The 17,697-nt window shown below is 59.1% G+C and carries 27 protein-coding genes and 1 pseudogene; 2 read left to right on the top strand and 26 right to left on the bottom strand.

The annotated features are described in order from the left end of the window. Window positions 1–86: 86 nt before the first annotated feature. From VSQ30_RS18765 to VSQ30_RS18715, 11 genes and pseudogenes are all read right to left on the bottom strand, one after another. Window positions 87–689, bottom strand: coding sequence for a hypothetical protein (locus tag VSQ30_RS18765; protein ID WP_334466457.1), 603 nt, complete (start codon window positions 687–689; stop codon window positions 87–89). Between the two features lie 90 nt (window positions 690–779). Beyond that, window positions 780–944, bottom strand: a complete 165-nt coding sequence (locus VSQ30_RS18760; protein WP_322204373.1) for a hypothetical protein — start codon at window positions 942–944, stop codon at window positions 780–782. Further along, window positions 941–1,321, bottom strand: a complete 381-nt coding sequence (locus VSQ30_RS18755) for a hypothetical protein (RefSeq protein ID WP_334466450.1) — start codon at window positions 1,319–1,321, stop codon at window positions 941–943. The genes VSQ30_RS18760 and VSQ30_RS18755 overlap by 4 nt, the downstream gene beginning before the upstream one ends. 14 nt (window positions 1,322–1,335) lie before the next feature. After that, window positions 1,336–1,950, bottom strand: a complete 615-nt coding sequence (locus VSQ30_RS18750; RefSeq protein ID WP_334466448.1) for a major tail protein — start codon at window positions 1,948–1,950, stop codon at window positions 1,336–1,338. Next, window positions 1,947–2,270, bottom strand: coding sequence for a hypothetical protein (locus VSQ30_RS18745; RefSeq protein ID WP_334466446.1), 324 nt, complete (start codon window positions 2,268–2,270; stop codon window positions 1,947–1,949). The genes VSQ30_RS18750 and VSQ30_RS18745 overlap by 4 nt, the downstream gene beginning before the upstream one ends. Beyond that, complete coding sequence (locus tag VSQ30_RS18740) at window positions 2,267–2,650, bottom strand: HK97 gp10 family phage protein (RefSeq protein WP_334466443.1); 384 nt, start codon at window positions 2,648–2,650, stop codon at window positions 2,267–2,269. Before VSQ30_RS18740 ends, VSQ30_RS18745 begins: the two co-directional genes overlap by 4 nt. Before the next feature lie 4 nt (window positions 2,651–2,654). Further along, the gene (locus VSQ30_RS18735) at window positions 2,655–2,987 is read right to left on the bottom strand and encodes a phage head closure protein (protein ID WP_334466440.1); all 333 of its coding nucleotides are present in this window, start codon (window positions 2,985–2,987) and stop codon (window positions 2,655–2,657) included. Beyond that, window positions 2,987–3,250 carry a head-tail connector protein gene (locus VSQ30_RS18730; protein WP_334466437.1) on the bottom strand — a complete coding sequence of 88 codons (264 nt, stop codon included), beginning with the start codon at window positions 3,248–3,250 and terminating at the stop codon, window positions 2,987–2,989. Before VSQ30_RS18730 ends, VSQ30_RS18735 begins: the two co-directional genes overlap by 1 nt. Window positions 3,251–3,316: 66 nt before the next feature. Next, window positions 3,317–4,534, bottom strand: coding sequence for a phage major capsid protein (locus tag VSQ30_RS18725; protein ID WP_334466434.1), 1,218 nt, complete (start codon window positions 4,532–4,534; stop codon window positions 3,317–3,319). A gap of 13 nt (window positions 4,535–4,547) precedes the next feature. Continuing rightward, window positions 4,548–5,261: a head maturation protease, ClpP-related gene (locus VSQ30_RS18720; RefSeq protein ID WP_334466431.1), complete on the bottom strand. Its 714-nt coding sequence runs from the start codon at window positions 5,259–5,261 to the stop codon at window positions 4,548–4,550. Continuing rightward, window positions 5,257–6,525 (bottom strand): annotated as a pseudogene (locus tag VSQ30_RS18715) (phage portal protein); the annotation flags it as partial. The gene VSQ30_RS18720 and the pseudogene VSQ30_RS18715, both read right to left, overlap by 5 nt. A gap of 106 nt (window positions 6,526–6,631) precedes the next feature. On the opposite strand from VSQ30_RS18715, the gene VSQ30_RS18710 reads away from it, so the two are divergent. Beyond that, a complete protein-coding gene (locus VSQ30_RS18710) occupies window positions 6,632–6,928 on the top strand; it encodes an Ada metal-binding domain-containing protein (protein WP_334466429.1) in 297 nt (98 codons plus the stop codon). Window positions 6,929–6,964: 36 nt separating this feature from the next. Here VSQ30_RS18710 and VSQ30_RS18705 read toward each other — a convergent pair whose 3' ends face one another. Further along, window positions 6,965–7,237, bottom strand: coding sequence for a hypothetical protein (locus VSQ30_RS18705; protein WP_334466426.1), 273 nt, complete (start codon window positions 7,235–7,237; stop codon window positions 6,965–6,967). A gap of 187 nt (window positions 7,238–7,424) precedes the next feature. Between VSQ30_RS18705 and VSQ30_RS18700 the strand changes: the two genes are divergently transcribed. Further along, entirely contained in the window at window positions 7,425–8,234 is an 810-nt protein-coding gene (locus VSQ30_RS18700) for a GNAT family N-acetyltransferase (RefSeq protein ID WP_334466424.1), read from the top strand. Here VSQ30_RS18700 and VSQ30_RS18695 read toward each other — a convergent pair. The 14 genes from VSQ30_RS18695 to VSQ30_RS18630 all read right to left on the bottom strand — a co-directional run bounded on the left by VSQ30_RS18695 (window position 8,227) and on the right by VSQ30_RS18630 (window position 17,695). Beyond that, window positions 8,227–9,816, bottom strand: a complete 1,590-nt coding sequence (locus VSQ30_RS18695; RefSeq protein WP_334466422.1) for a terminase large subunit — start codon at window positions 9,814–9,816, stop codon at window positions 8,227–8,229. The two genes, VSQ30_RS18700 and VSQ30_RS18695, sit on opposite strands and share 8 nt — an antisense overlap. Continuing rightward, window positions 9,816–10,289, bottom strand: coding sequence for a phage terminase small subunit P27 family (locus tag VSQ30_RS18690; RefSeq protein ID WP_334466419.1), 474 nt, complete (start codon window positions 10,287–10,289; stop codon window positions 9,816–9,818). The genes VSQ30_RS18695 and VSQ30_RS18690 overlap by 1 nt, the downstream gene beginning before the upstream one ends. A gap of 115 nt (window positions 10,290–10,404) precedes the next feature. Then, complete coding sequence (locus tag VSQ30_RS18685) at window positions 10,405–10,632, bottom strand: hypothetical protein (RefSeq protein WP_334466416.1); 228 nt, start codon at window positions 10,630–10,632, stop codon at window positions 10,405–10,407. A 14-nt stretch (window positions 10,633–10,646) separates the two neighbouring features. Then, window positions 10,647–10,958 carry an Nmad4 family putative nucleotide modification protein gene (locus VSQ30_RS18680; protein WP_334466415.1) on the bottom strand — a complete coding sequence of 104 codons (312 nt, stop codon included), beginning with the start codon at window positions 10,956–10,958 and terminating at the stop codon, window positions 10,647–10,649. A gap of 163 nt (window positions 10,959–11,121) precedes the next feature. Beyond that, entirely contained in the window at window positions 11,122–11,496 is a 375-nt protein-coding gene (locus tag VSQ30_RS18675; protein WP_334466413.1) for a hypothetical protein, read from the bottom strand. Window positions 11,497–11,675: 179 nt separating this feature from the next. Beyond that, window positions 11,676–11,879 (bottom strand): hypothetical protein, encoded by a 204-nt coding sequence (locus VSQ30_RS18670; protein WP_334466410.1) that lies wholly within the window; start codon window positions 11,877–11,879, stop codon window positions 11,676–11,678. Then, the gene (locus VSQ30_RS18665; protein WP_334466407.1) at window positions 11,869–12,081 is read right to left on the bottom strand and encodes a hypothetical protein; all 213 of its coding nucleotides are present in this window, start codon (window positions 12,079–12,081) and stop codon (window positions 11,869–11,871) included. Before VSQ30_RS18665 ends, VSQ30_RS18670 begins: the two co-directional genes overlap by 11 nt. Beyond that, window positions 12,078–12,548: a gamma-glutamylcyclotransferase family protein gene (locus VSQ30_RS18660; protein WP_334466405.1), complete on the bottom strand. Its 471-nt coding sequence runs from the start codon at window positions 12,546–12,548 to the stop codon at window positions 12,078–12,080. Before VSQ30_RS18660 ends, VSQ30_RS18665 begins: the two co-directional genes overlap by 4 nt. 89 nt (window positions 12,549–12,637) lie before the next feature. Continuing rightward, complete coding sequence (locus VSQ30_RS18655) at window positions 12,638–13,585, bottom strand: amidoligase family protein (protein WP_334467006.1); 948 nt, start codon at window positions 13,583–13,585, stop codon at window positions 12,638–12,640. A 136-nt stretch (window positions 13,586–13,721) separates the two neighbouring features. Continuing rightward, the gene (locus VSQ30_RS18650; protein ID WP_334466403.1) at window positions 13,722–14,027 is read right to left on the bottom strand and encodes a DUF6809 family protein; all 306 of its coding nucleotides are present in this window, start codon (window positions 14,025–14,027) and stop codon (window positions 13,722–13,724) included. Window position 14,028: 1 nt separating this feature from the next. Continuing rightward, entirely contained in the window at window positions 14,029–14,253 is a 225-nt protein-coding gene (locus tag VSQ30_RS18645) for a DUF4314 domain-containing protein (protein WP_334466400.1), read from the bottom strand. Continuing rightward, window positions 14,217–15,182, bottom strand: a complete 966-nt coding sequence (locus tag VSQ30_RS18640; RefSeq protein WP_334466398.1) for a hypothetical protein — start codon at window positions 15,180–15,182, stop codon at window positions 14,217–14,219. Before VSQ30_RS18640 ends, VSQ30_RS18645 begins: the two co-directional genes overlap by 37 nt. A 17-nt stretch (window positions 15,183–15,199) precedes the next feature. Further along, the gene (locus VSQ30_RS18635) at window positions 15,200–15,877 is read right to left on the bottom strand and encodes a virulence protein (RefSeq protein ID WP_334466395.1); all 678 of its coding nucleotides are present in this window, start codon (window positions 15,875–15,877) and stop codon (window positions 15,200–15,202) included. A 153-nt stretch (window positions 15,878–16,030) separates the two neighbouring features. After that, complete coding sequence (locus tag VSQ30_RS18630; RefSeq protein WP_334466392.1) at window positions 16,031–17,695, bottom strand: DNA cytosine methyltransferase; 1,665 nt, start codon at window positions 17,693–17,695, stop codon at window positions 16,031–16,033. Window positions 17,696–17,697: the final 2 nt, after the last annotated feature.

The raw sequence follows: 17,697 nt of genomic DNA, 5'->3' as shown, positions 1-17,697 counted from the left end.
ACACCTCCTTGTCAGAAAAATGGGCAAAAAGAAAGAGCCGATTTCTCGACTCTTTGAAATGATATGTGGTTTTGGGCCGGGTTTACTTACCCCAGCACACAGCGAATGACAGCATCCCTAATTCCCGGAAAGTCAGTTCTGATGTGGCGGAGATTTTGCAGCGAAGCCAGGCCGATGCTTTTTTGCCCTGCGCATCTATCGTCCAGGACCTTTGTGGATACAATATAGAAATCCCAATCGTCAAGCACGAGTGGGTCAGCAGTAGCCTTGTCCTTCGCTTTATAGTGGCAAAAGACATAGACATCCGACTGCCGTTTCTTTTCCCCAATAATGCCCTGCGCCGGGTCTGCGACCTCCTTGGGGGCGATGCCAAAGCTGATTTTTGATAGTTTGCCGTCATTCCAGGATTGCAGATATGAGGAGTTTTTCACCTCGACACGAATAAAGTCGTGCCTGCCAGCGGCGTCTTCCCATGAATAAGGGAACGTGATGTCCCAAGGTGCCCAATTCGTCCGGCCAGCAGATAGGTCTACCCCAAGGGCGGCTCCAACAACAAATTCGCAAAAAGAGCCGCGCAACACATTATCAAGCAGATCGGAGAAGCTCCAACGCCAAAAATCCAATACCGTGAAGCCTGTTTGTTCTTTTGAGAAAAGGAGAGGCTCGTCCCCCGATTTTACTATGCCCATATGACCGCTCCTAACGCTTGTTCTCATAGATCAGGGCCAGCACCCCAAGCCATGAAACCGTACTGCTGCCGCAGAGTCAACCATCAGGCATCAAAAACGGTCGAAATCTTCCTGGGTCGCCAGGGTTGCGTACTTACAGTCATCGTTGAGATGCTCCGCGAAAATGTCGTTGACCATGCCCACCGTCAGCAGGTCGAGGTCCCGGAGGGACAGCCCGACCTGCAAACAGCGGAGCAGGAACAACGGCGTGGTCATTTCCCGGTCAGTCGGGCGAAGTTTTTTTTAGACTGAACATCCGTCTGCACGTTCAGCCCCCACAGCTCAATGAGCTGGGGCAGCACCTGGTAGATGGAGAAGGTGTTGAAGCTGTCCAGCCAGTCCTCCGGGGAATCCGGGACGGCGGCGGGGTCGGCGTGCTTCGCCATGATGTAGGCGATGTTCTCGAACATCTCCAGAGAGAACATATCCAGCCCAGAGCCGCTCTCGGTGTTCTCGCCCACGCTCTTTTCCAGCGCGGCGAGGTCTTTATAGATGTCCCGGTGGAACTTCAGCCGGTAGATGCGGGGGATGGCGGCACTGGCCTTGAACGCCACCTCCTGGCCGTCGATCTCGATGGTGCGCTTGATACCCATATCTCAGCCCTCCTTTAGCCCTGACCGCCAGCGGCGGCATCCTCGTCCACAGCCGGGGTGTCGGCAGGCTGATAGACGCTCTTGTACCAGTTGTTGTAGACGCTGGCCGTGGTGGAGTCGCCGGTCTTGGCCTTCACATAGCCGGTGGACAGGGGCCGGGCCTTGACGGTCAGAGTCTCGGTCTGCACCTCCCGGTTCTCCTCGTTGGTCTTGGCGGAGATGGAGGGGCGGGAGGCGGAGCAGTTGTAGAGGACGTGGCGGATCTTCCGCACATCCCCATCGAACTCGAACAGCAGGGCAAACTTGCCCGTCTCGCTGGCAGCGTTCTCCAGCAGGACGCTGTTGGCATCCGTGGTCTCCATGAGGATGTCCCGCCGGAAGGACTCCGGGATGAGGGCCACCTCCAGGTCGCCGTCATAGCCCTGGTTGTTGTTGATGACGTAGTACTCGATGCCGTCCGCATAGAAGCTCTCCGGCTCCCCCTCGGGGTCCAGGGACAGGGACACCGCGCCGGGGAGGGCCACAGGGGTCGCCCAGGTGTACTTCCCATCGTTGTCCTGGGAGAGCGGGGCATAGTGGACGTTGCAGATATTGAACTTGACCTTGTTGCGCTTATTGGTGCTGCTCATGCAGATACCTCCATTTCATAAAGGACCTCGTACAGCTTTTCGCTGTCGATCCATGTCTCGCCTTTGCCATAAAAAATGCCGCCCTCATCCAGAGCGGCCTCGATCTGCTCCTCCAGAGCCGGGTCCTTTTTGTCGGTGTAGACCTCGATATGGAGGACATCCTGCTTGAAGTAGGCCACCCCATCGGCAGCGAAGTTGTCGGCCTTGGGATAGCGGTACACCAGGAAGGGCGGGTCCGGCCCCTCGCCTTCGGCAAAGTGGTCATAGGCGAAGGGGAACCCCAGCCGCTCCAGCAGAGCGGGAACATCTGCTCTCGTCATCCTCTCAGCTTCCTTTCCACTATCCCCAGCAGCTCCTTCTCCGCCAGGGCCTCGCCGGGGGCGATGTGAGGGAATGCCCTCGTCCTGCCGCCGCCCCGCTTGGCGTGACCGTTCTCCAGCAGATGGGTCAGCCGGTAGTGCTTTGCCGAGTGGACAGTGTTCACCAGTGATTGGGCGGTCTCCTCCACCTTGGTGACGGTCCAGCTCTTTTTGTACTTCCCGGTCTTGACCGGGGCGCGGGACTGTATCTCGGCCTTCACGTCCTCACTGACGGTACGGACGGCCTCTTTGACCTCGTCCGAGGCCATGGACACATATTCCTCAAGCTGGGCCATGACCGCGCCGGGGAACTGGTCGATGGATACCCTGTCACGAGCCATACCGTCACCGCCTTTCCCGCTGGGCGGTCAGCTTCAGCTTTTCATGCCGGAACTGCACATCGTCCACGCAGGTGATGTTGTAGATATTGCCGCCGAACAGAATGCGGAACTTGGTACTGTTTAGCTCCCGGAGGCGCTCACACCAGCGCACCTCGAACACCAGGGTGTCGCTGCCCAGCGTCAGCCCAGCGGCCCCGTACTCTTTCCCGGAGGCAAGGTTGGCGTAGGCTGCGCAGGACCAGTAGTCCACCCAGACGTTGGTGTGGTTGCCGATGGCATCGGTGACCACCTCGCTGTGCTGGATAGTGATGCGGGAGCGTAACTTGGCGATCTCCATCAGAAGGCCACCTCCCGTTCGGTAGCGAGGATGTAGCGGAGCATCCGGGTCAGCTCGTCCATGTCGGCATTCTCCCGGTGTTCGTAGAGGTAGGCCACAGCGAACAGTACCGCCACCTTGTTGATGGGGACAGGCTCCACAGCCTTCCGCAGCGTACCCTCGCACAGCGTTTCTGCGGCTCGGATTAACTTCCAAATGATGGTGTCATCATCGTCATGGTCGACCCGGAGGTACTTCTTGGCCTCCTTCAGCGAAACGGTCACGACCTCACCTCCTTAAAGTGGAGAGGCCCCGGTGCGTCTTTACCGGGGCCTCTGGGCTGATGCTTATCAGGTGCCGGAGCCGGAGCCGCTCTTCTGCTGGAGGACCTTGATGGCCTCCGGCAGCACCAGCTTGCCGTCCAGCCGCTTGGATGCCAGGAAACCGACCTGGCCGGACTCGGCATACCGCTCGTTCAGGCGGCGGAAGGTGATGCCCTGGCGGTCACCAATCCAGTAGAAGGAGAAGTCGCCGAAAGCAATGGACTTCTTGCCAGCGCCGATCTCAGGCACATACGGAGAAGTGAAGATGCGCTTGCCCAGAAGGGTATCGAAGGTACCCTCGTGGAGAGCGGGCTGCCACAGATACTGGCCGTTATTGTCCTTCAGCTTGCGGATGGCCTTGATGGTGGTGTCGTTCAGCACCCAGATGGCCTCCCGGCGGTACGCACCATCCAAGCTATAGAAGAGGTCGATGATCTCATCGGCGGTGATGGCGGTGGCGGACCCTGCGGTGACTCCGATCTGAGCGCCAGCGGTCTTGTCAAAGATGCCGGTGGGCTTGCCCACACCATTGCCGTTCAGGAAAGCATCCTCCTCGGTGTTACCGATGCGGCGGGCGAACTCGGTGGAGAAATACTTTTCCAAGTCGAAAGCGGCATCGTTCAGCAGTTCCTCGGAAACCTTGATGATCGTGGCCACCTTGTGGGCACCGATGAGCTGCTGGCTGAACACATCGTCAGCCTCGGTGATGGTGCCGCCCTCATCCACCCAGGCCGCAGTTCCCTTGGAGGTGACCACAGGGATTTTGTGGGTGCCGGAGTTGGTGGTGAAGACGTGGGCATGGTCACGAACGATGTTGTTCATTGAGAGGGCCTGGACCAGCGTATGCTCGAACTCGTCCGGCACCAGGTAGCCGCCCTCAGAATCGACACCCTCGCTCAACGCATCACGCACAGCAGAGGGGATGCCGTCCTTGGCCCGCACCTGGTTCCAGAAAGCCGCCTTATACTCGTCAGAGGCGAGGCCGGTCTTGCTGTCGGTTTTCGCAGTCTCAGGCTTGCCGGTGAGCGGCTTGGCGGTGGGGGCATTCATCTCGCGCTCGAAGGAGTCCAGCCGCTCCTGGCGCTCGATCTCGTGGCCCAGGTCAACGATCTCCTGCTCCATCTTCTCATAGGTCGCAGTGTCCTCGGCGGAGAGGATTCCATTCTTGCGGTGAGAGTCCAGGAAAGCCTTGGCGTCCTCCCAGGTCTTGGCGCGCTGAACGCGCAGGTCATTGATCTTGCTCATAAATTTTTCCTCCTTAAGGCTTGATGAGATTCAATCTCTTTTCGAGATCGGTGATAGGGGTACCCGCATGGTCTGTGCTTGGATCGTGCGCAGGAGCGGACTTTTTGCTGACCTTGGAGAGCAGCGAGTTAGTGACCGCCCTCCGGCTGAACGCAAAGCTGTTCTCGGCGGGTGCGGTGTCTTCGGCGGACTTGAATAAGAAGTCATCCGCAAAGCCCAGCTCGATGGCCTTGTTAGCGTTCATCCAGGTTTCTGCGTCCATAAGGTGGGACAGCTTGGCGCGGGAGAGGTTGGTCTTGATCTCATAGGCATTGATGATGCTCTCCTTGACCTCGGCCAGCATATCGATGGCCTTCTGCATTTCCTCGCTGTCCCCAATGGCAATGGTGAGCGGATTGTGGATCATCATCAGGGCCGCAGGGGACATGAGGACTTTGGTGCCAGCCATAGCGATGACGGACGCGGCACTGGCGGCAATACCGTCAATTTTCACGGTCACATCGTGGGGGTAATCCATGAGCATATTGTAGATTTGCGCCGCTGCCACACAGTCGCCGCCCGGAGAGTTGATCCAAACAACAATGTCACCCGTTCCGGCTTCCAGTTCTGCCCTGAATGCCTTGGGGGTGACATCATCATCAAACCAGCTATCCTCTGCGATGGAGCCGCAGAGATAAAGCGTCCGGGTGCCATCGCTGTTGCTGGCGAAGTTCCAAAACTTATTCACTTGTGCTTTCCTCCTTCTTCTCAGAATCGGTGTTGACATTTGCAAAAGCCCCCGCCTTTTCAAGCGGGAGCATATTGCCGTTGATGAGGTAAAGGTCGCCGCCTAATTCAGCCGGGATTCGGTCAAGATTCTCCAATTCCCGGATATCATTGGCGGACATCCAGCCGTTCTGACGAGCGGTGGCGTAGCCGCTCATTCTGCTGGCATAGTCGCCACGCAACAGGCCCTCCAGGGTGAACTTCACAAAAAACCGTTTCTTTTCATCGGTTGAGAGAAGGGAGCGTGTCAGCGACTGTTCCCATCGCACTACCCACGGGTCCAGCGTGTATTTCACAAACTCAAGGGACTGTTGCTCAATATTGGAGAAGCTGGATTTTTCCAGGTCGCCCACCATGTGGGGCGGCACCCGGAAGATACGAGCGATCTCATTGATCTGGAACTTCCGGGTTTCGAGGAATTGTGCCTGCTCCGGCGAGATGCCGATGGGCGTGTATTTCATGCCCTCCTCCAGAACGGCGATCTTGTTGGCGTTGCCGCTGCCGCCGAAGGTGGACTGCCAGCTCTCCCGCACCCGCTGGGGGTCTTTGATGGTACCGGGATGTTCCAGGACACCGCCCGGAGCCGCGCCGTTGGCGAAGAACTTCGCCCCGTACTCCTCACAGGCGATTGCCATGCCGATGGCGTTCTTCGCCATGGCAATGGGCGAGTAGCCCACCAGCCCGTCAAAGCCCAAGCCGGGGATGTGCAGCACATCAGCAGGATGAAGGCTTACTGTTGAGCCACTCAGGGTCGGCGCTTCATCGCTGGAACGACTGTACTGGTAGTAGAGCTGGCCGTTGGAATCCCGGTCAACCGTCATCTTGTTGGGCATCAACGGATACAGAGCAACAACCTCACCACGGCCATTGCGGATGATCTGCGCATAGGCATTGCCCCAGAGAAGCAGATGCGTCATGAGCGTCTCCCGGAATACAAAGGAACTCATCTCTGGGTTTGGCTCGTCATGGAGCAGCAGATACAGCGGGTGGTCGATGGCCTTCTCCTTCCCGCCGTCCTCGGTGTAGCGGTAGAGGCAGAGGGGCAGGCCCGCCACGGCCTCTGCCAAGACACGAACACAGGAATACACCGCCGTCATCTGCATGGCGGACCGCTCCGTAACTGATTTGCCGGAAGTCGTGCCACCGAAGTAAAAGGTGTAGCCGCTACCGACTGTTCGGTTTTGAGGGGCGTCCCGCGAACGGAACAAGCTGCTGAAAAAGCCCATAATAATCACGCTCCTTCATAGAAAATGGGAAAAGAAAAGCACCGCCCCTTGTGAAGTGGCGAGTGCTGTGTTAAAATCTGCATATGAAAAATTGGAGGTCAGGCCCATGTCGGAGGAAAAGAAATTGTATAAGCTGATTGGCCCAGACGGGAAGGAATACCTGTCTGAAACAAAAGGACTGCTCGGGGGCAATCGCAAAGCCAAAATCTATGGTCGGCTGGATTGCCCAGCCGCGCTCCGCAGCCTTTCCCAGGGCTACGCGGAGGTGCGTGTGTTCTTCAAAGATGAAGCGACCGCCCAAGCCGCTGGGTATCGTCCCTGTGGCACCTGCATGAATGCGCAGTTTAAACTCTGGAAGGCGGGGGTGCTGGACATCCCCAACAAGTATAAGCCGAAAGGCTGAACGAGCAACAGCCCCGGAGGGCTGTGCGTGTTGGCCTTAGAGGGTGATGATCCCGTGGAGCCGCCCCTCGCTGCGGTAGAGGTCCCTGCCATCCGAGGTGGTTTTCCAGAAGGTGTAGGTGACCTCGGTGTTCATCGGGAACCGGCCCTTCTCCTTCTTGCCGCTGGTGCTGACCATCTCGTGGAGCTGGACCCGGATGCTTTTCTTGTTGACCTTGGTGATGGTGCCGTAGTACCGGGTGGCGTCAATAATCAATCCAATGCACTGGCTCTTGTAGCCCTCGACCTTCATCCCAACCGCTGCCTTCATGTTCGTTTCCTCCGTTTTTTGTTTTCCCTTTCGGTGTACCCATATTCGCTCTAAACGGGGATAATAGCAAGTCCATTCATAGCATATAGTACACAATCCTGCCTCGACTGAATTGTGTATTTTAAAGGCGCAGTTTGCAGGTGAGCGGCCCAGAGCTGCTATTCTCATACTAAAAGGGGATGTTGATGTGGGCGACATTTATAAAAAGGCACAGCAGGATCAGACCAAAGGGTTTTACCAGGAAATCCTTGATAGGCTGGAGGGTCTGCCTGCTGACACGCCAAACTGGAGAGAGGTGTTGAAGGACACCATTGACGATATCATTCAACAAGCGGAGCAACCACTGCCGGAAAAAGAAGCATGGGATTTTTCACTGCAAAAATCACAGAGCGTATTTGTTGAAAGCGAGGGCCTCCTCATCCGCCCGATCAGGCCGGAGGACGAGGAATTCTACCGGGGTGTCAGAGTCCAGTATTCGCTCCTATATGAATCGGCGTACAAATCGGCAAAGGAGAAGAATCAAAGCCTGTTCATTACCGAGGTTTCGCCCCCGGAGGTGTTCTATTGCATCATCGAGGAAAACGACACCCCCATTGGCTACGTTGGCATTAAGGACACCAGCGTTGCCATCTGGGAAATAGCCATTGAGCTGGATGCGAAGTACACCAAGCGGGGCCTTGGGCCGCAGAGTATCCGCCTCTATCTTAACGAAGTTCAGCGCATAACCGGGAAGGGCGAGTTTCGTGCGGTGGTAGAGGTGGACAATGTTTCCTCTCAAAAGTGCTTTGAGGGGCTGGGAGCAGAACTGGTCGGCCTGTGCGATAGCGTAGTGCTGAAGACCGAGGAGGAGAAAAGCCGGTTCGAGGAGAGAAACCTTGGCCTCATAGACGCACACATGGAGGGCCTTGCAACCCGACTTGGTGTGGAGCCGAGGAAACTACTGAGCCACCTCCTCGAATACCGGCTGGCGTGTCCCCTGTCGGCGGCAGTCAGATGAACAGCAGACCCCTGGTATCATAAACAGAAGTGGCATCCTGGCTGCGGATGGCCCGGTCGAGGGCCATGATCGTTGCCACGATGCCATCTATTTTTTCTGTGGATTTGTCCTTGTCCGGCTTGATGTTGCCAGCCGGGTCCTGGTGCATGACTACGTTCTGGGCCATCCACTTCAAGACCGGGTTGCCGCCGTGGTTGATGCGTCCCTCCATCAGTAGCTTGTAAAGCTCCTTGGATGGCGGCGACATATCCTTGTAGCCCTGACCGAATGGCACCACGGTAAAGCCCATGTCCTCCAAATTTTGTACCATCTGGGTGGCATTCCAGCGGTCGAAGGCAATCTCCCGGATGTTATACCGTTCGCCCAAGTCCTCGATGAACTTTTCGATAAAGCCATAGTGAACCACGTTCCCCTCGGTGGTATTGATAAAGCCCTGTCGCTTCCACACATCGTAAAAGACGTGGTCACGGCGGCACCGCAGCTCCAGCGTTTCCTCCGGGAGCCAGAAGAATGGAAGCACGATATAGGACTCCTCCTCCGACCGTGGTGGGAACACCAGAGAGAGTGCGGTGATGTCCGATGTGCTGGAGAGGTCGAGGCCCCCAAAGCACTCCCGACCATAGAGATCGTCCAAGTCGATAGGGCGGTTCCCCCGGTCATAGATGTGCTCTGGTATCCAGCACACAGTAGCGGATGTCCAGATATTCAAGCGGAGCTGCTTGAACACGTTCTCCTCGGCTGGGTTGTCCAAGGCGTTCTGGTATGCCTCCCGCACCCGGTCGATGGAGATCGTGTGGCCCAGGGAAGGATTGGCTTTGTACCAGTTGGCCTCGTCCGTCCAATCGTCCTCAAGGCCCAGGCCGTACACCACGGGGTAGAACGTGGGGTCATTCTTCCTGCTGCCCAGCAGGTCGAGGGCCTTGGTATGCAGCTCATAGCAGATGCTGTTCTTGTTCGTGCCAGCGGTGGTGATGATGAAGAACAGCGGCTGTTCGCGGGCATCGCCGGAGCCTTTGGTGAGGACATCGTAGAGCTGACGGTTGGGCTGGGCGTGTATCTCGTCAAATACCAGCCCGGATACGTTCAGGCCATGCTTGGTGCCGGTCTCTGCCGAAAGCACCTGGTAGTAGCCGTTGTTGCTGTAGTTCACGATGCGTTTCTGGGCGGCGGTGATCTTGGAGCGGCGCATGAGGGCTGGGGACATCTGCACCATCTGCTTTGCCACATCGAAAACGATGGATGCCTGGTTGCGGTCACAGGCTGCGCCGTAGACCTCCGCCGACTGCTCATTGTCAGCGTAGAGCAGATACAGAGCCACCGCAGCCGCCAGCTCCGACTTGCCCTGTTTCTTGGGTATCTCCACATAAGCAGTGAGGAACTGCCGTTTGCCGTTCTCCTTCACGATGCCGAAGATGTCCCGGACGATCTGCTCCTGCCAGGGGAGCAGCATGAACGGGGTCCCGGCCCACTTGCCCTTGGTATGACAGAGGTTCTGGATGAAGGTGACGGCTCGGTCAGCCTTGCCCTTGTCGTAGTGGGAGCTGGGGAGCATAAACTTGGATGGGGTGTATTCGTAAGCCATCAGGAGCCACCTCCCAGCAGTTTCTCCATCTCGTCCGCTGGCTCCACCGAGCCGTCCCCGGCGATGATCCGACTCCGGGCGGAAGGGGTCAGCCCGAATTGCTCACAGAAGCGGAGCATGATTTTCATATTCGTCTGGGCGATGGACACCTGCGGCACTTGCTGGAGATAGCCGTTGGGGGTGCGGATCATGGAGCCATGCTGGGTGATGAACTCCTCCGCCTCTTTCCATCGGGCGTAGGCTTGGCAGTAGCCAGCGAATGCAGCCATGTCCAGCTCGGTGAGAATACCCATCTGCTCCAGCACCTTGCCCATGCGCCGCCACTCCCGCTTGGCCTCGGCATCCAGCCAAGCTGGGCAGCGGGGGGCTTTGCGCTCCGGCTTCGGCTCGTTGGCGTTCAGCGGGCGCTTACCGGGGTTGCCTTCCAGCTCTTTGATTGCGGTGGGCTTGGGTTTGCGGCCTCGGGTCGCCATCGGAACCGCCTCCTCTCTGAAAAAAGTGTATAAAAATGGCCTGCCCAGCGGCAAGCCAGTAACGAGCAGCAGCCCCGGAGGGCTGATGCTTCGGTGTATTCGGTTTTGGTTCAGTTCACCAGGGGCATCCGCTGTTCTCGCAGCCCCTCGTGTCGTAGAGCATATCCTCCACGTTGGCGTAGTGCTGGAGCCGGGCCAGTTCCTCCCGGAGTCGGTCGATTTCCCGGTACGTCTCATCGTAGGCCCCGGCTGGCGCGAATCCGCAGCCAAGCTCCTCGTCAACTTCGATCCACTGCTCCAGATCGTCAATCTTCTTGATGATCTCCTTTTTCTGCCTCGTCATCGTCCGCACCTCCCTCAGTGGGCCATCGCCCAGGCAATGGCGTGGCCGTTGTCCTCGAAGGTGTCCTCGGAGATGCTGACCAGTTCCACCCGGCCCTCGCAGGTGTGGTCGGCGGTGGTGAAGCGGTAGGTGGCCCCGTAGTAGCTCCGCCCGCTGGGGTCGTAGAAGTACCCCGCGACCAGGATGCGGTCGCCGAAGGTGAGGAGGGTGCCGCCGTTGTGCATCAGCCGGGTCTCAAGGTCCTCCGGGGTGGTGGCCTGGGGCAGGCGGTAGGTCTGGGCCTTGTTGGTGTTCAGCTTTTTCATGTTCGTTTCCTCCGTTTTCAAAGTGTGGTTTTCCCTTTCGGTGTACCCATATTCGCTCTAAACGGAGATAATAGCAAGTCAATTCCGGGCATAAACTACACAAAGAAACTCGGTGGAAACTGTGTATGTTATGGGGCCATATAACGAGGAACAGGCCCTTCCGGGCCGTCCTCCTGGGGGTGTGTCAGAGCTGGATTTCCTCGCCGGTGATAACGTCCACCACCTTGGTGCCCTCGCCGAAAGCGGCCCGCATCTCAGCCAAATCCTCTGCGCTGGGGGCCTTCCGGTTGGCCCGGTAGGATTCCAGGTCGGCCTCGACCTCGGCCTCTCGTGCGGCCCGTGTCGCGGCGCTGTCGGCCTTGTCGGTGACCAGGAGGAGCTTCTCCAGCAGGTCATCCATCAAGGCCCGTCCGATGCAGTTCCGAGCGACTCCGGCCTCGTCAATGGTGATCGCGCCGCTGTCCAGGTCGGCCTTGACCCGCTCCAGCTCGGCCTCGGCCTGCCGCTGCCAGTAGGCACCTAACTCGCCGCTCAGTTCCCTCTGAAATCTCGTTTTCATGTTCATGCCCTCCGTTTTGAAAATGTGGTTCCCCTTTTCGGGTGTACCCATATTCGCTCTTAATCAAGATAATAGCAAGATAATTCGGAGAGCTAAAGTACACAAATATCCGCGGTGGGGATCGTGTATCTTTCCTCAGTACGAGCAGCAGCCCCAAAGGGCTGTGCCGCCGCTGATGGTCAGCGGATGGGTTTGTACTTAGGGGCGGGAATCTTTCCAGTGGTGAGCCAGGCCAGCCAGCAGTCTTTGCAATCAACCAGGTCGCACTGTACCTCGCCTTCCTCGAAGGGCGGATGGCCCTTGCCCAGAATGGCGGCGATCTCACCAGCCGTGGTGCCGGGGGCCTTCAGAATTTCCAACCCGGTCCTCGGTTTAGTGCTCATGTCCACACCCCCTCTGGCAGCGGTGGATGGTGTCGATGATCTTGTCCTGCTCTTTGGTATCCACCCCGATGCTCTCCAGCGCCTCTCTGGTGCCGCAGTCGGGGCAGATGGGGCCGGAACCGTCCCTGGCCGTGGCCGGGGGTGCGGTGTAAGCCTGACCGCACCTGGGGCAGACCGAAATCCGAAAAATGTTGTCTTTCATCTCATCCCCTCCACGCTCCTCTGGATGGCGTCGGTCAAGTACCGCTGGCCGAAACCGAAGGCATCGTACCCTTCCCGGCAGACCCGCACATAGGCGGCAGAAGGGAGGCCAAGGAGCCGCTCCTCGTGCATGATGTAGACGAACACCCTGCGGCTGCGGACCTTCCCGGAGCGGATGCCCTTGATGGGCAGAACCATCTCGGCCTTGTAGTAAAAGGTGGGGAACCCCTCATAGTGGTCCAGGGCCAGCTCATCGTCCTCGCTGACCTCCCAAGCCGCTACCGGGACGCTGGCCCCAGCCTTCGGCTCGATGGTGAGGTAGGAGCCGGTCTTGCTCCCCTTGAACAGCAGCTCATAGTCGGGGATGACCGAGGTGCCGATGACCCGAGCCCCAGGGCAGCGTACTCGCATCTGCGGGATATTGAGGTTGCTGCCGTAGGCGATGTAGTACCGTTTCGCGTTTGCCATGTTCTGTACCTTCCTTTCCTTGGGCGCTTGCCCTTCTACCACCTAAAGCCCGCTCGGTGGCGGGTTTAGGGGGCCTGCGGCTAATGCCTTCAAGCGGCGCGCCCGTTGCGGAAGGCAGCATCCCCGGCGAGACGGCGGGTCAGCAGGTCGCGGGCGGTGGCGAATTCCTCGCCGATGAAGCCCAGGCGGAGGAGCCAGGTGCGCATGGCGTACTTGGGGTTGTCATTCTGCTGGGGCTTGGGGCTGGCGGCCTTGACCGACTTCGCCATCTGGCTGAGTGCGAGGCAAAGCTGAATGTAGCTCTTGAGCTGTCCGGCGTGGAGGCCGTTCCTGCGGTCGGCGGTGGGGGCGTCGAACTGGAAAAGCCGGAACTCGACCGTGCCCTTGGTGAAGGTGGCGTGGAGGTTGAGCATATGGTAGCGGCTGTCGTTATAGTGCTGGTTTCTGCCGTAGGTGGCGTTGTTGGTGCTGTACCAAATGTCGGCCAGTTCGCTCATGGTGCTGGGCTTGCGGCTGTTGACCGTCTCAATGAACCGGGGGCTGACCGTCCGGCAGTACCGGCTCATGCGGTAGTGGTCGAGGGCCAGGGCATCCGCCAGAAGGCTCTCGTGGCTGGCCATGATGTTCGCCAGGTTACGGAGGGTCTGGGCCGTGTGGCCCTTGGCCCCGATGTGGATGTGGACTCCGCACCCTCTGGTGTAGTCGCTCTTGGCTCCGGCCTTGCGCAGCCGCCGCACCAGCTCCTGGAGGGTGTCCATGTCGGCGTAGGTGAGGATCGGCGTGACCATCTCGCACTTCTCGCTGTCCGGACCCTCGATGCTCACGTCCCGCTGGAACTTCCACTCGCGGCCCTGGGCATCCCAGGCCGACCAGGTGTAGTAGCCGTTGCGGTAGGCGGTGTCCTCGAACCGCCCGGTGCCGAAGAACTCGGCGGCGAGCTTGGCGGCTTTCTGGCGGGTGATGCTGTTCATCTCCACCTCGACCCCGATGGTCTGCTTTTTCATCTCGGCGACCTGGTTTTTCATTTTCTCGTTCATGGTGCTGACCTCCGTTTTTGTGTATCCGGCGGGGTGTTTCCCCTTTCGGTGTACCCATATTCGCTCTAAAACGGAGATATAGCAAGTTGATTCGATTCGTAAAGTACACAAGGATTCTGGAGTGAAATTGTGTAGTTTATGACTCGGTTTGCGCCAGCGGGGCCAGGTTTTTACTCTCGCCGGTCAGGATGTCCAGCATGAACTTGGCCCCGGTGCGAAACCCGTCCATGTAGCGTTCCTCGGCGGTGGTGGTGCTGGTGGTGAGCTGGGCGGACACCAGCCGCTCCAGCGCGGCGAGGCACTCGCCGTCCAGACGTTCCCGGAGAAAGGATTCAGCATCGGATACCTCCTGCACCGCCTTTTTCAGCTCGGAGGTGTGCTTAATGGCGGTGGCATCCGGGGTAATGTTTCCGAGGTAGAACTCTCTGATGATGCTCCGCATCTCACCCGCCCACCTTTCTGCACTCGTCCACACCGAACAGAACGCTGAGGGAGCCGCCGCCATCCCAGGCAACCATGATCGAGCCAGTGTCATCCACACCCCGAACCGTCCCCAGGGTACCGATGGGCGGGGCCTGTTGGTCATCCATGCGGAGCAGCTCCACCCTGGTACCGGGTCGGTAGACCTCCCTCATTTGGGCAATGGTCTCACGGTCAGGGAGGCGCATTGTTCACCCTCCTCGCTGGTGGCGTTGCCCTGCTGGGTCAGCGGCTCCTCCGCCGTTTCCTGACCAGCATCGACCTCCGCTGGAGCGGGAACCGGGGCCTCTGCGACCTCGGCATCCGGGTCGGCAGCGGCTTTCTTGGCGGCACGTTTCGCCTTCTGGTTGGCGGAGAACCGCTCGGCATCCTCCTTGGTGCGGAAAGCGGTGTGGCCCTTCAGCCCCTCCAGCAAGGCCCGTCTGACCTCCTTGCCATCGGTTCCAGCGAAGCCAAGCCGGATGAGCCAGCCGCGAAGGTAGTATTTCTCGTTCTCCGGCTTAAGCTCGGCGGGGTTGACGCGGGTGGCGGTCTTGGCATTCTCGACCACCCTGTGGAGCAGCTCCGAGAGGGCTGCGTCCTTGGCGGGGTCCTCGGTGCTGGGGAAAGCGAAAGTGACAGTCTGCCCATCCAACGCAAGGCCGGAGATGGCGTTCTCGGTGCTGGCAATGGCAGCGAGGAGCTGGTCGGCCTGGTCGCACTCAGCGGTGCCGATGGCCTCCACCAGCTCATCGCAGATGCTGAATGTATCCCGCCGCAACACCCGGTTGAGAAGGTACTGCTTACTGTGGAGCGAGTAGATGAGGTTGCGGAGCTGAGTGCCGGTCAGCCCCTCGGCGGGAACCGGGACAGCGACCTGCTCCACCTCGCGGTCGAGCCAGCCGTTGGCCTCCAAGTGGCTGCGGAGGGCCTCCACCTGGTCATCGGGGCCGCTGATGGAGCCGTTGCGCTCCACCAGCAGGTCGCCGACCTTGTAGGCGAAGGTGGGAGGCCCATTGTAGGCAATCTCCACACCGAGGTGTGTGCCCAGGCTCTGAGCCAGGGCCTTGCGGTCAGGGGCATTGGTCTGAATGTTCATGGAAAATCCTCCTTTGTTTTGGGGTATGGTATTCATCACTCTAAAGCCCCAGAAAGTCAAGCGGTTTTTCGCTGGTCACCGCTCTTAAATGCACTGTTGCCGGAGAGGTTTCGCAGGAGGATTTTCCGTTCGGTTTTGAACTCGGCCCCGATGAAGCCCAGCCGGAGCAGGAAGCATCGGAAGGCATACTTGTCGTTCTCGGTGTCCCGGTCCTTGGCGGCGATGCGCTTCTGGGTCCGGGCCATCTCGCAGAGGCTGGCAATCAGGTGGGTGTAGGTCTTGACCTCATCGGCATCGAGGTCCTGGCCCCCGAACCAGGGGAAGGAGACCATGTCAGGCGTGACCTCGACCGGGAGGGCCTCAACCCCCAGGGCCTTTCGGATGAGCCGCCCCTTGGCGGTGAGCAGGTTGGTGAGGTTGGCCAGTGCCTCGGAGGGGAGGCTGGCAGAGGGGAGGGAAACCGTCAGGTCGCAGTCGTGGGCCTCGGCATCGCTGCTCTCGGTGGGAGCGGCCTCCGGCTCGTCAGCGGGGGCCTCGCTCTGCTGGGTGGTGTCAGCCTTGGTGATGGTGTCCTCGGTGTGGAACCCCTGGCCCTCCAGCTCCGCCATCAGCGCATCGATGTCGCTGTTGTAGCCCCGGTCCTCAAAGCTGACCGCGCCGTCCTTGCTGACGGTGATGTAGCCGATCTGGTAGGCGAAGGTGGGTGCGCCCAGGTACTTCTTGTCCGTACCCATGAAGCCGGAAATGTAGTCGGCGAGGCGCTTGCGCTCGGTGCCGGTCACGTTGTAGTTGATTGTCATGGTGGAAACCCCCTTGTTTTATTGTAGTCCCATATTCGCTCTACTGGCCCGGAATAGCAAGTTGTTTCCCACCATAACTGTGACAAATTACTCTGTGCCAAACTGTGTACTCCACACAATGCCCGCCAGGACAAAGAACACATTCGGCAAGGCGACCCCGTTCCCCCACATTTTATATTCTGCGGAATCGGAGTGGGGGGCCTTCAGCCACTTGACGATCTGGTTCCGGCTCTTGGGCCGTGGGGAGCCGCTGACCAGCTTTCGGTGTGTTTCCCAGATGGCAGACCAGGACTCGATGTCGGCTTCGGTCGGCTCCGGCGTTTCCAAGCCAGCACACCACCAATCCGGGAACCCTTGCAACCTGGCGCATTCGGTCGGGGTAAGCCTTCTCACATAGTAGCCGCTGTTGACAAAGGTAGGGTCTTTGTAGTCCCGTGCGTTCAGAGTGGGGGCCTTCTCCTTGTCTATCTGAGTAAAGGTGCAAGGAGTCATGGCGTAGGTTGGCCCTCCCACCACGGCGATACCACCCTGGTTACAGGCCGGATTGCCGCCGCCCTGGTCGAGTGTCCGGGAGGTGTCTGCCTCATAGATACCGGCATGGGGGTTTTCCGAAAGCATCCCGGCACTGAAAGCGGCACCGATGCTGAAAGCCCGAACCGCCGCGTCTGCGTCCTGGCAGGGGACAAACACAGTCTGGTCATTGTTGCAGGAGATGGTGGCGGATTTGTCCTCCTGGATGAGTGCGCCCTTGCCGCCGCCCTCGCAGCCGGAGCGAATCTTCAGCGTCTTGGGGGTGGGTGCCTCGCCGACCACGAAGGGCTGGTTGTTGCCCCCGGTGCCGTAGGTGGCGGACACAGTCGGTGCCGTGTCCAGAGGCCCCACATACCGGGTGTCCTGGCTGTGGTTTTCAAAGACCACACCATTCTGCTCTACGATGCAGGGTGGGTGCCCATCCATCTGAGCGCGAAGCGTACCAGCCACATCGACCGATATGTCCATGCGGGTGCCGCCTTGGTCGTTCAGGCAGATTCCGCCTGCCGCTCCAGAGCCAGCCGGAGAACCTCTGGCAGCTCTTTGCCACGAGCGGAAGCCCTCCGCAGAATACCCCGACAAGCCTTCGGACTCAAATAGTACCCTTCCGGCACCACGGGCTGCAAAATCTGCGACAAGGTAGACCCTGCGTCTTCGCTGGGGGACTCCCCAATGTTGCGCATCGAAAGTGCGGTACGCAACGCTCCATCGCTCTCCCATGTAAATGTCGGCGTAGGGCCAGCGGTCTTTCTCAGGCATAGGCACCTCGGCCCCCGGTTCGATGACCCCGATGACCGCATCGAGGACGGCTTTAAAGTCGAGGCCCTGGTTTGAGCTAAAGGCCCCGACAACATTCTCCCAGCATATCCAGCGGGGGTATCGTCCATTAGTCGCACACCTCATTTCTTTGACGATTCGGATGGCCTGGTAAAACAGCGAGGACTGAGCGCCATCCAGCCCAGCCCTTTTGCCAGCTATGCTCATGTCGGTGCAGGGGGAGCCAAAGGTGATGATGTCCACAGGCTCGACCTTCCCACCATCCATCTGGGACACATCCCCATAGTGCTTCATGCCGGGAAAGCGGCGGGTAGTCACCCGGATGGGGAACGGTTCGATTTCCGAGGCCCAGATCGGGGTGATGCCAGCCAGCAGCCCACCCAATGGAAAGCCCCCGGAGCCGTCAAACAGGCTACCGAGGGTCAGAGAGTTTTTCTGCTCCATGC

The organism is Acutalibacter sp. JLR.KK004, from assembly GCF_036941085.1.
Lineage (GTDB): Bacteria > Bacillota > Clostridia > Oscillospirales > Acutalibacteraceae > Acutalibacter.
This window is presented reverse-complemented; position numbering and strand designations above follow the sequence as displayed.

Coding starts and splice junctions, on each gene's coding strand:
- VSQ30_RS18765 (WP_334466457.1), bottom strand. CDS start 689: ATGGGCATAGTAAAATCGGGGGACGAGCCTCTCCTTTTCTCAAAAGAA.
- VSQ30_RS18760 (WP_322204373.1), bottom strand. CDS start 944: ATGACCACGCCGTTGTTCCTGCTCCGCTGTTTGCAGGTCGGGCTGTCC.
- VSQ30_RS18755 (WP_334466450.1), bottom strand. CDS start 1,321: ATGGGTATCAAGCGCACCATCGAGATCGACGGCCAGGAGGTGGCGTTC.
- VSQ30_RS18750 (WP_334466448.1), bottom strand. CDS start 1,950: ATGAGCAGCACCAATAAGCGCAACAAGGTCAAGTTCAATATCTGCAAC.
- VSQ30_RS18745 (WP_334466446.1), bottom strand. CDS start 2,270: ATGACGAGAGCAGATGTTCCCGCTCTGCTGGAGCGGCTGGGGTTCCCC.
- VSQ30_RS18740 (WP_334466443.1), bottom strand. CDS start 2,650: ATGGCTCGTGACAGGGTATCCATCGACCAGTTCCCCGGCGCGGTCATG.
- VSQ30_RS18735 (WP_334466440.1), bottom strand. CDS start 2,987: ATGGAGATCGCCAAGTTACGCTCCCGCATCACTATCCAGCACAGCGAG.
- VSQ30_RS18725 (WP_334466434.1), bottom strand. CDS start 4,534: ATGAGCAAGATCAATGACCTGCGCGTTCAGCGCGCCAAGACCTGGGAG.
- VSQ30_RS18710 (WP_334466429.1), top strand. CDS start 6,632: ATGTCGGAGGAAAAGAAATTGTATAAGCTGATTGGCCCAGACGGGAAG.
- VSQ30_RS18705 (WP_334466426.1), bottom strand. CDS start 7,237: ATGAAGGCAGCGGTTGGGATGAAGGTCGAGGGCTACAAGAGCCAGTGC.
- VSQ30_RS18695 (WP_334466422.1), bottom strand. CDS start 9,816: ATGGCTTACGAATACACCCCATCCAAGTTTATGCTCCCCAGCTCCCAC.
- VSQ30_RS18690 (WP_334466419.1), bottom strand. CDS start 10,289: ATGGCGACCCGAGGCCGCAAACCCAAGCCCACCGCAATCAAAGAGCTG.
- VSQ30_RS18685 (WP_334466416.1), bottom strand. CDS start 10,632: ATGACGAGGCAGAAAAAGGAGATCATCAAGAAGATTGACGATCTGGAG.
- VSQ30_RS18675 (WP_334466413.1), bottom strand. CDS start 11,496: ATGAAAACGAGATTTCAGAGGGAACTGAGCGGCGAGTTAGGTGCCTAC.
- VSQ30_RS18670 (WP_334466410.1), bottom strand. CDS start 11,879: ATGAGCACTAAACCGAGGACCGGGTTGGAAATTCTGAAGGCCCCCGGC.
- VSQ30_RS18665 (WP_334466407.1), bottom strand. CDS start 12,081: ATGAAAGACAACATTTTTCGGATTTCGGTCTGCCCCAGGTGCGGTCAG.
- VSQ30_RS18660 (WP_334466405.1), bottom strand. CDS start 12,548: ATGGCAAACGCGAAACGGTACTACATCGCCTACGGCAGCAACCTCAAT.
- VSQ30_RS18655 (WP_334467006.1), bottom strand. CDS start 13,585: ATGAACGAGAAAATGAAAAACCAGGTCGCCGAGATGAAAAAGCAGACC.
- VSQ30_RS18650 (WP_334466403.1), bottom strand. CDS start 14,027: ATGCGGAGCATCATCAGAGAGTTCTACCTCGGAAACATTACCCCGGAT.
- VSQ30_RS18645 (WP_334466400.1), bottom strand. CDS start 14,253: ATGCGCCTCCCTGACCGTGAGACCATTGCCCAAATGAGGGAGGTCTAC.
- VSQ30_RS18635 (WP_334466395.1), bottom strand. CDS start 15,877: ATGGGTACGGACAAGAAGTACCTGGGCGCACCCACCTTCGCCTACCAG.
- VSQ30_RS18630 (WP_334466392.1), bottom strand. CDS start 17,695: ATGGAGCAGAAAAACTCTCTGACCCTCGGTAGCCTGTTTGACGGCTCC.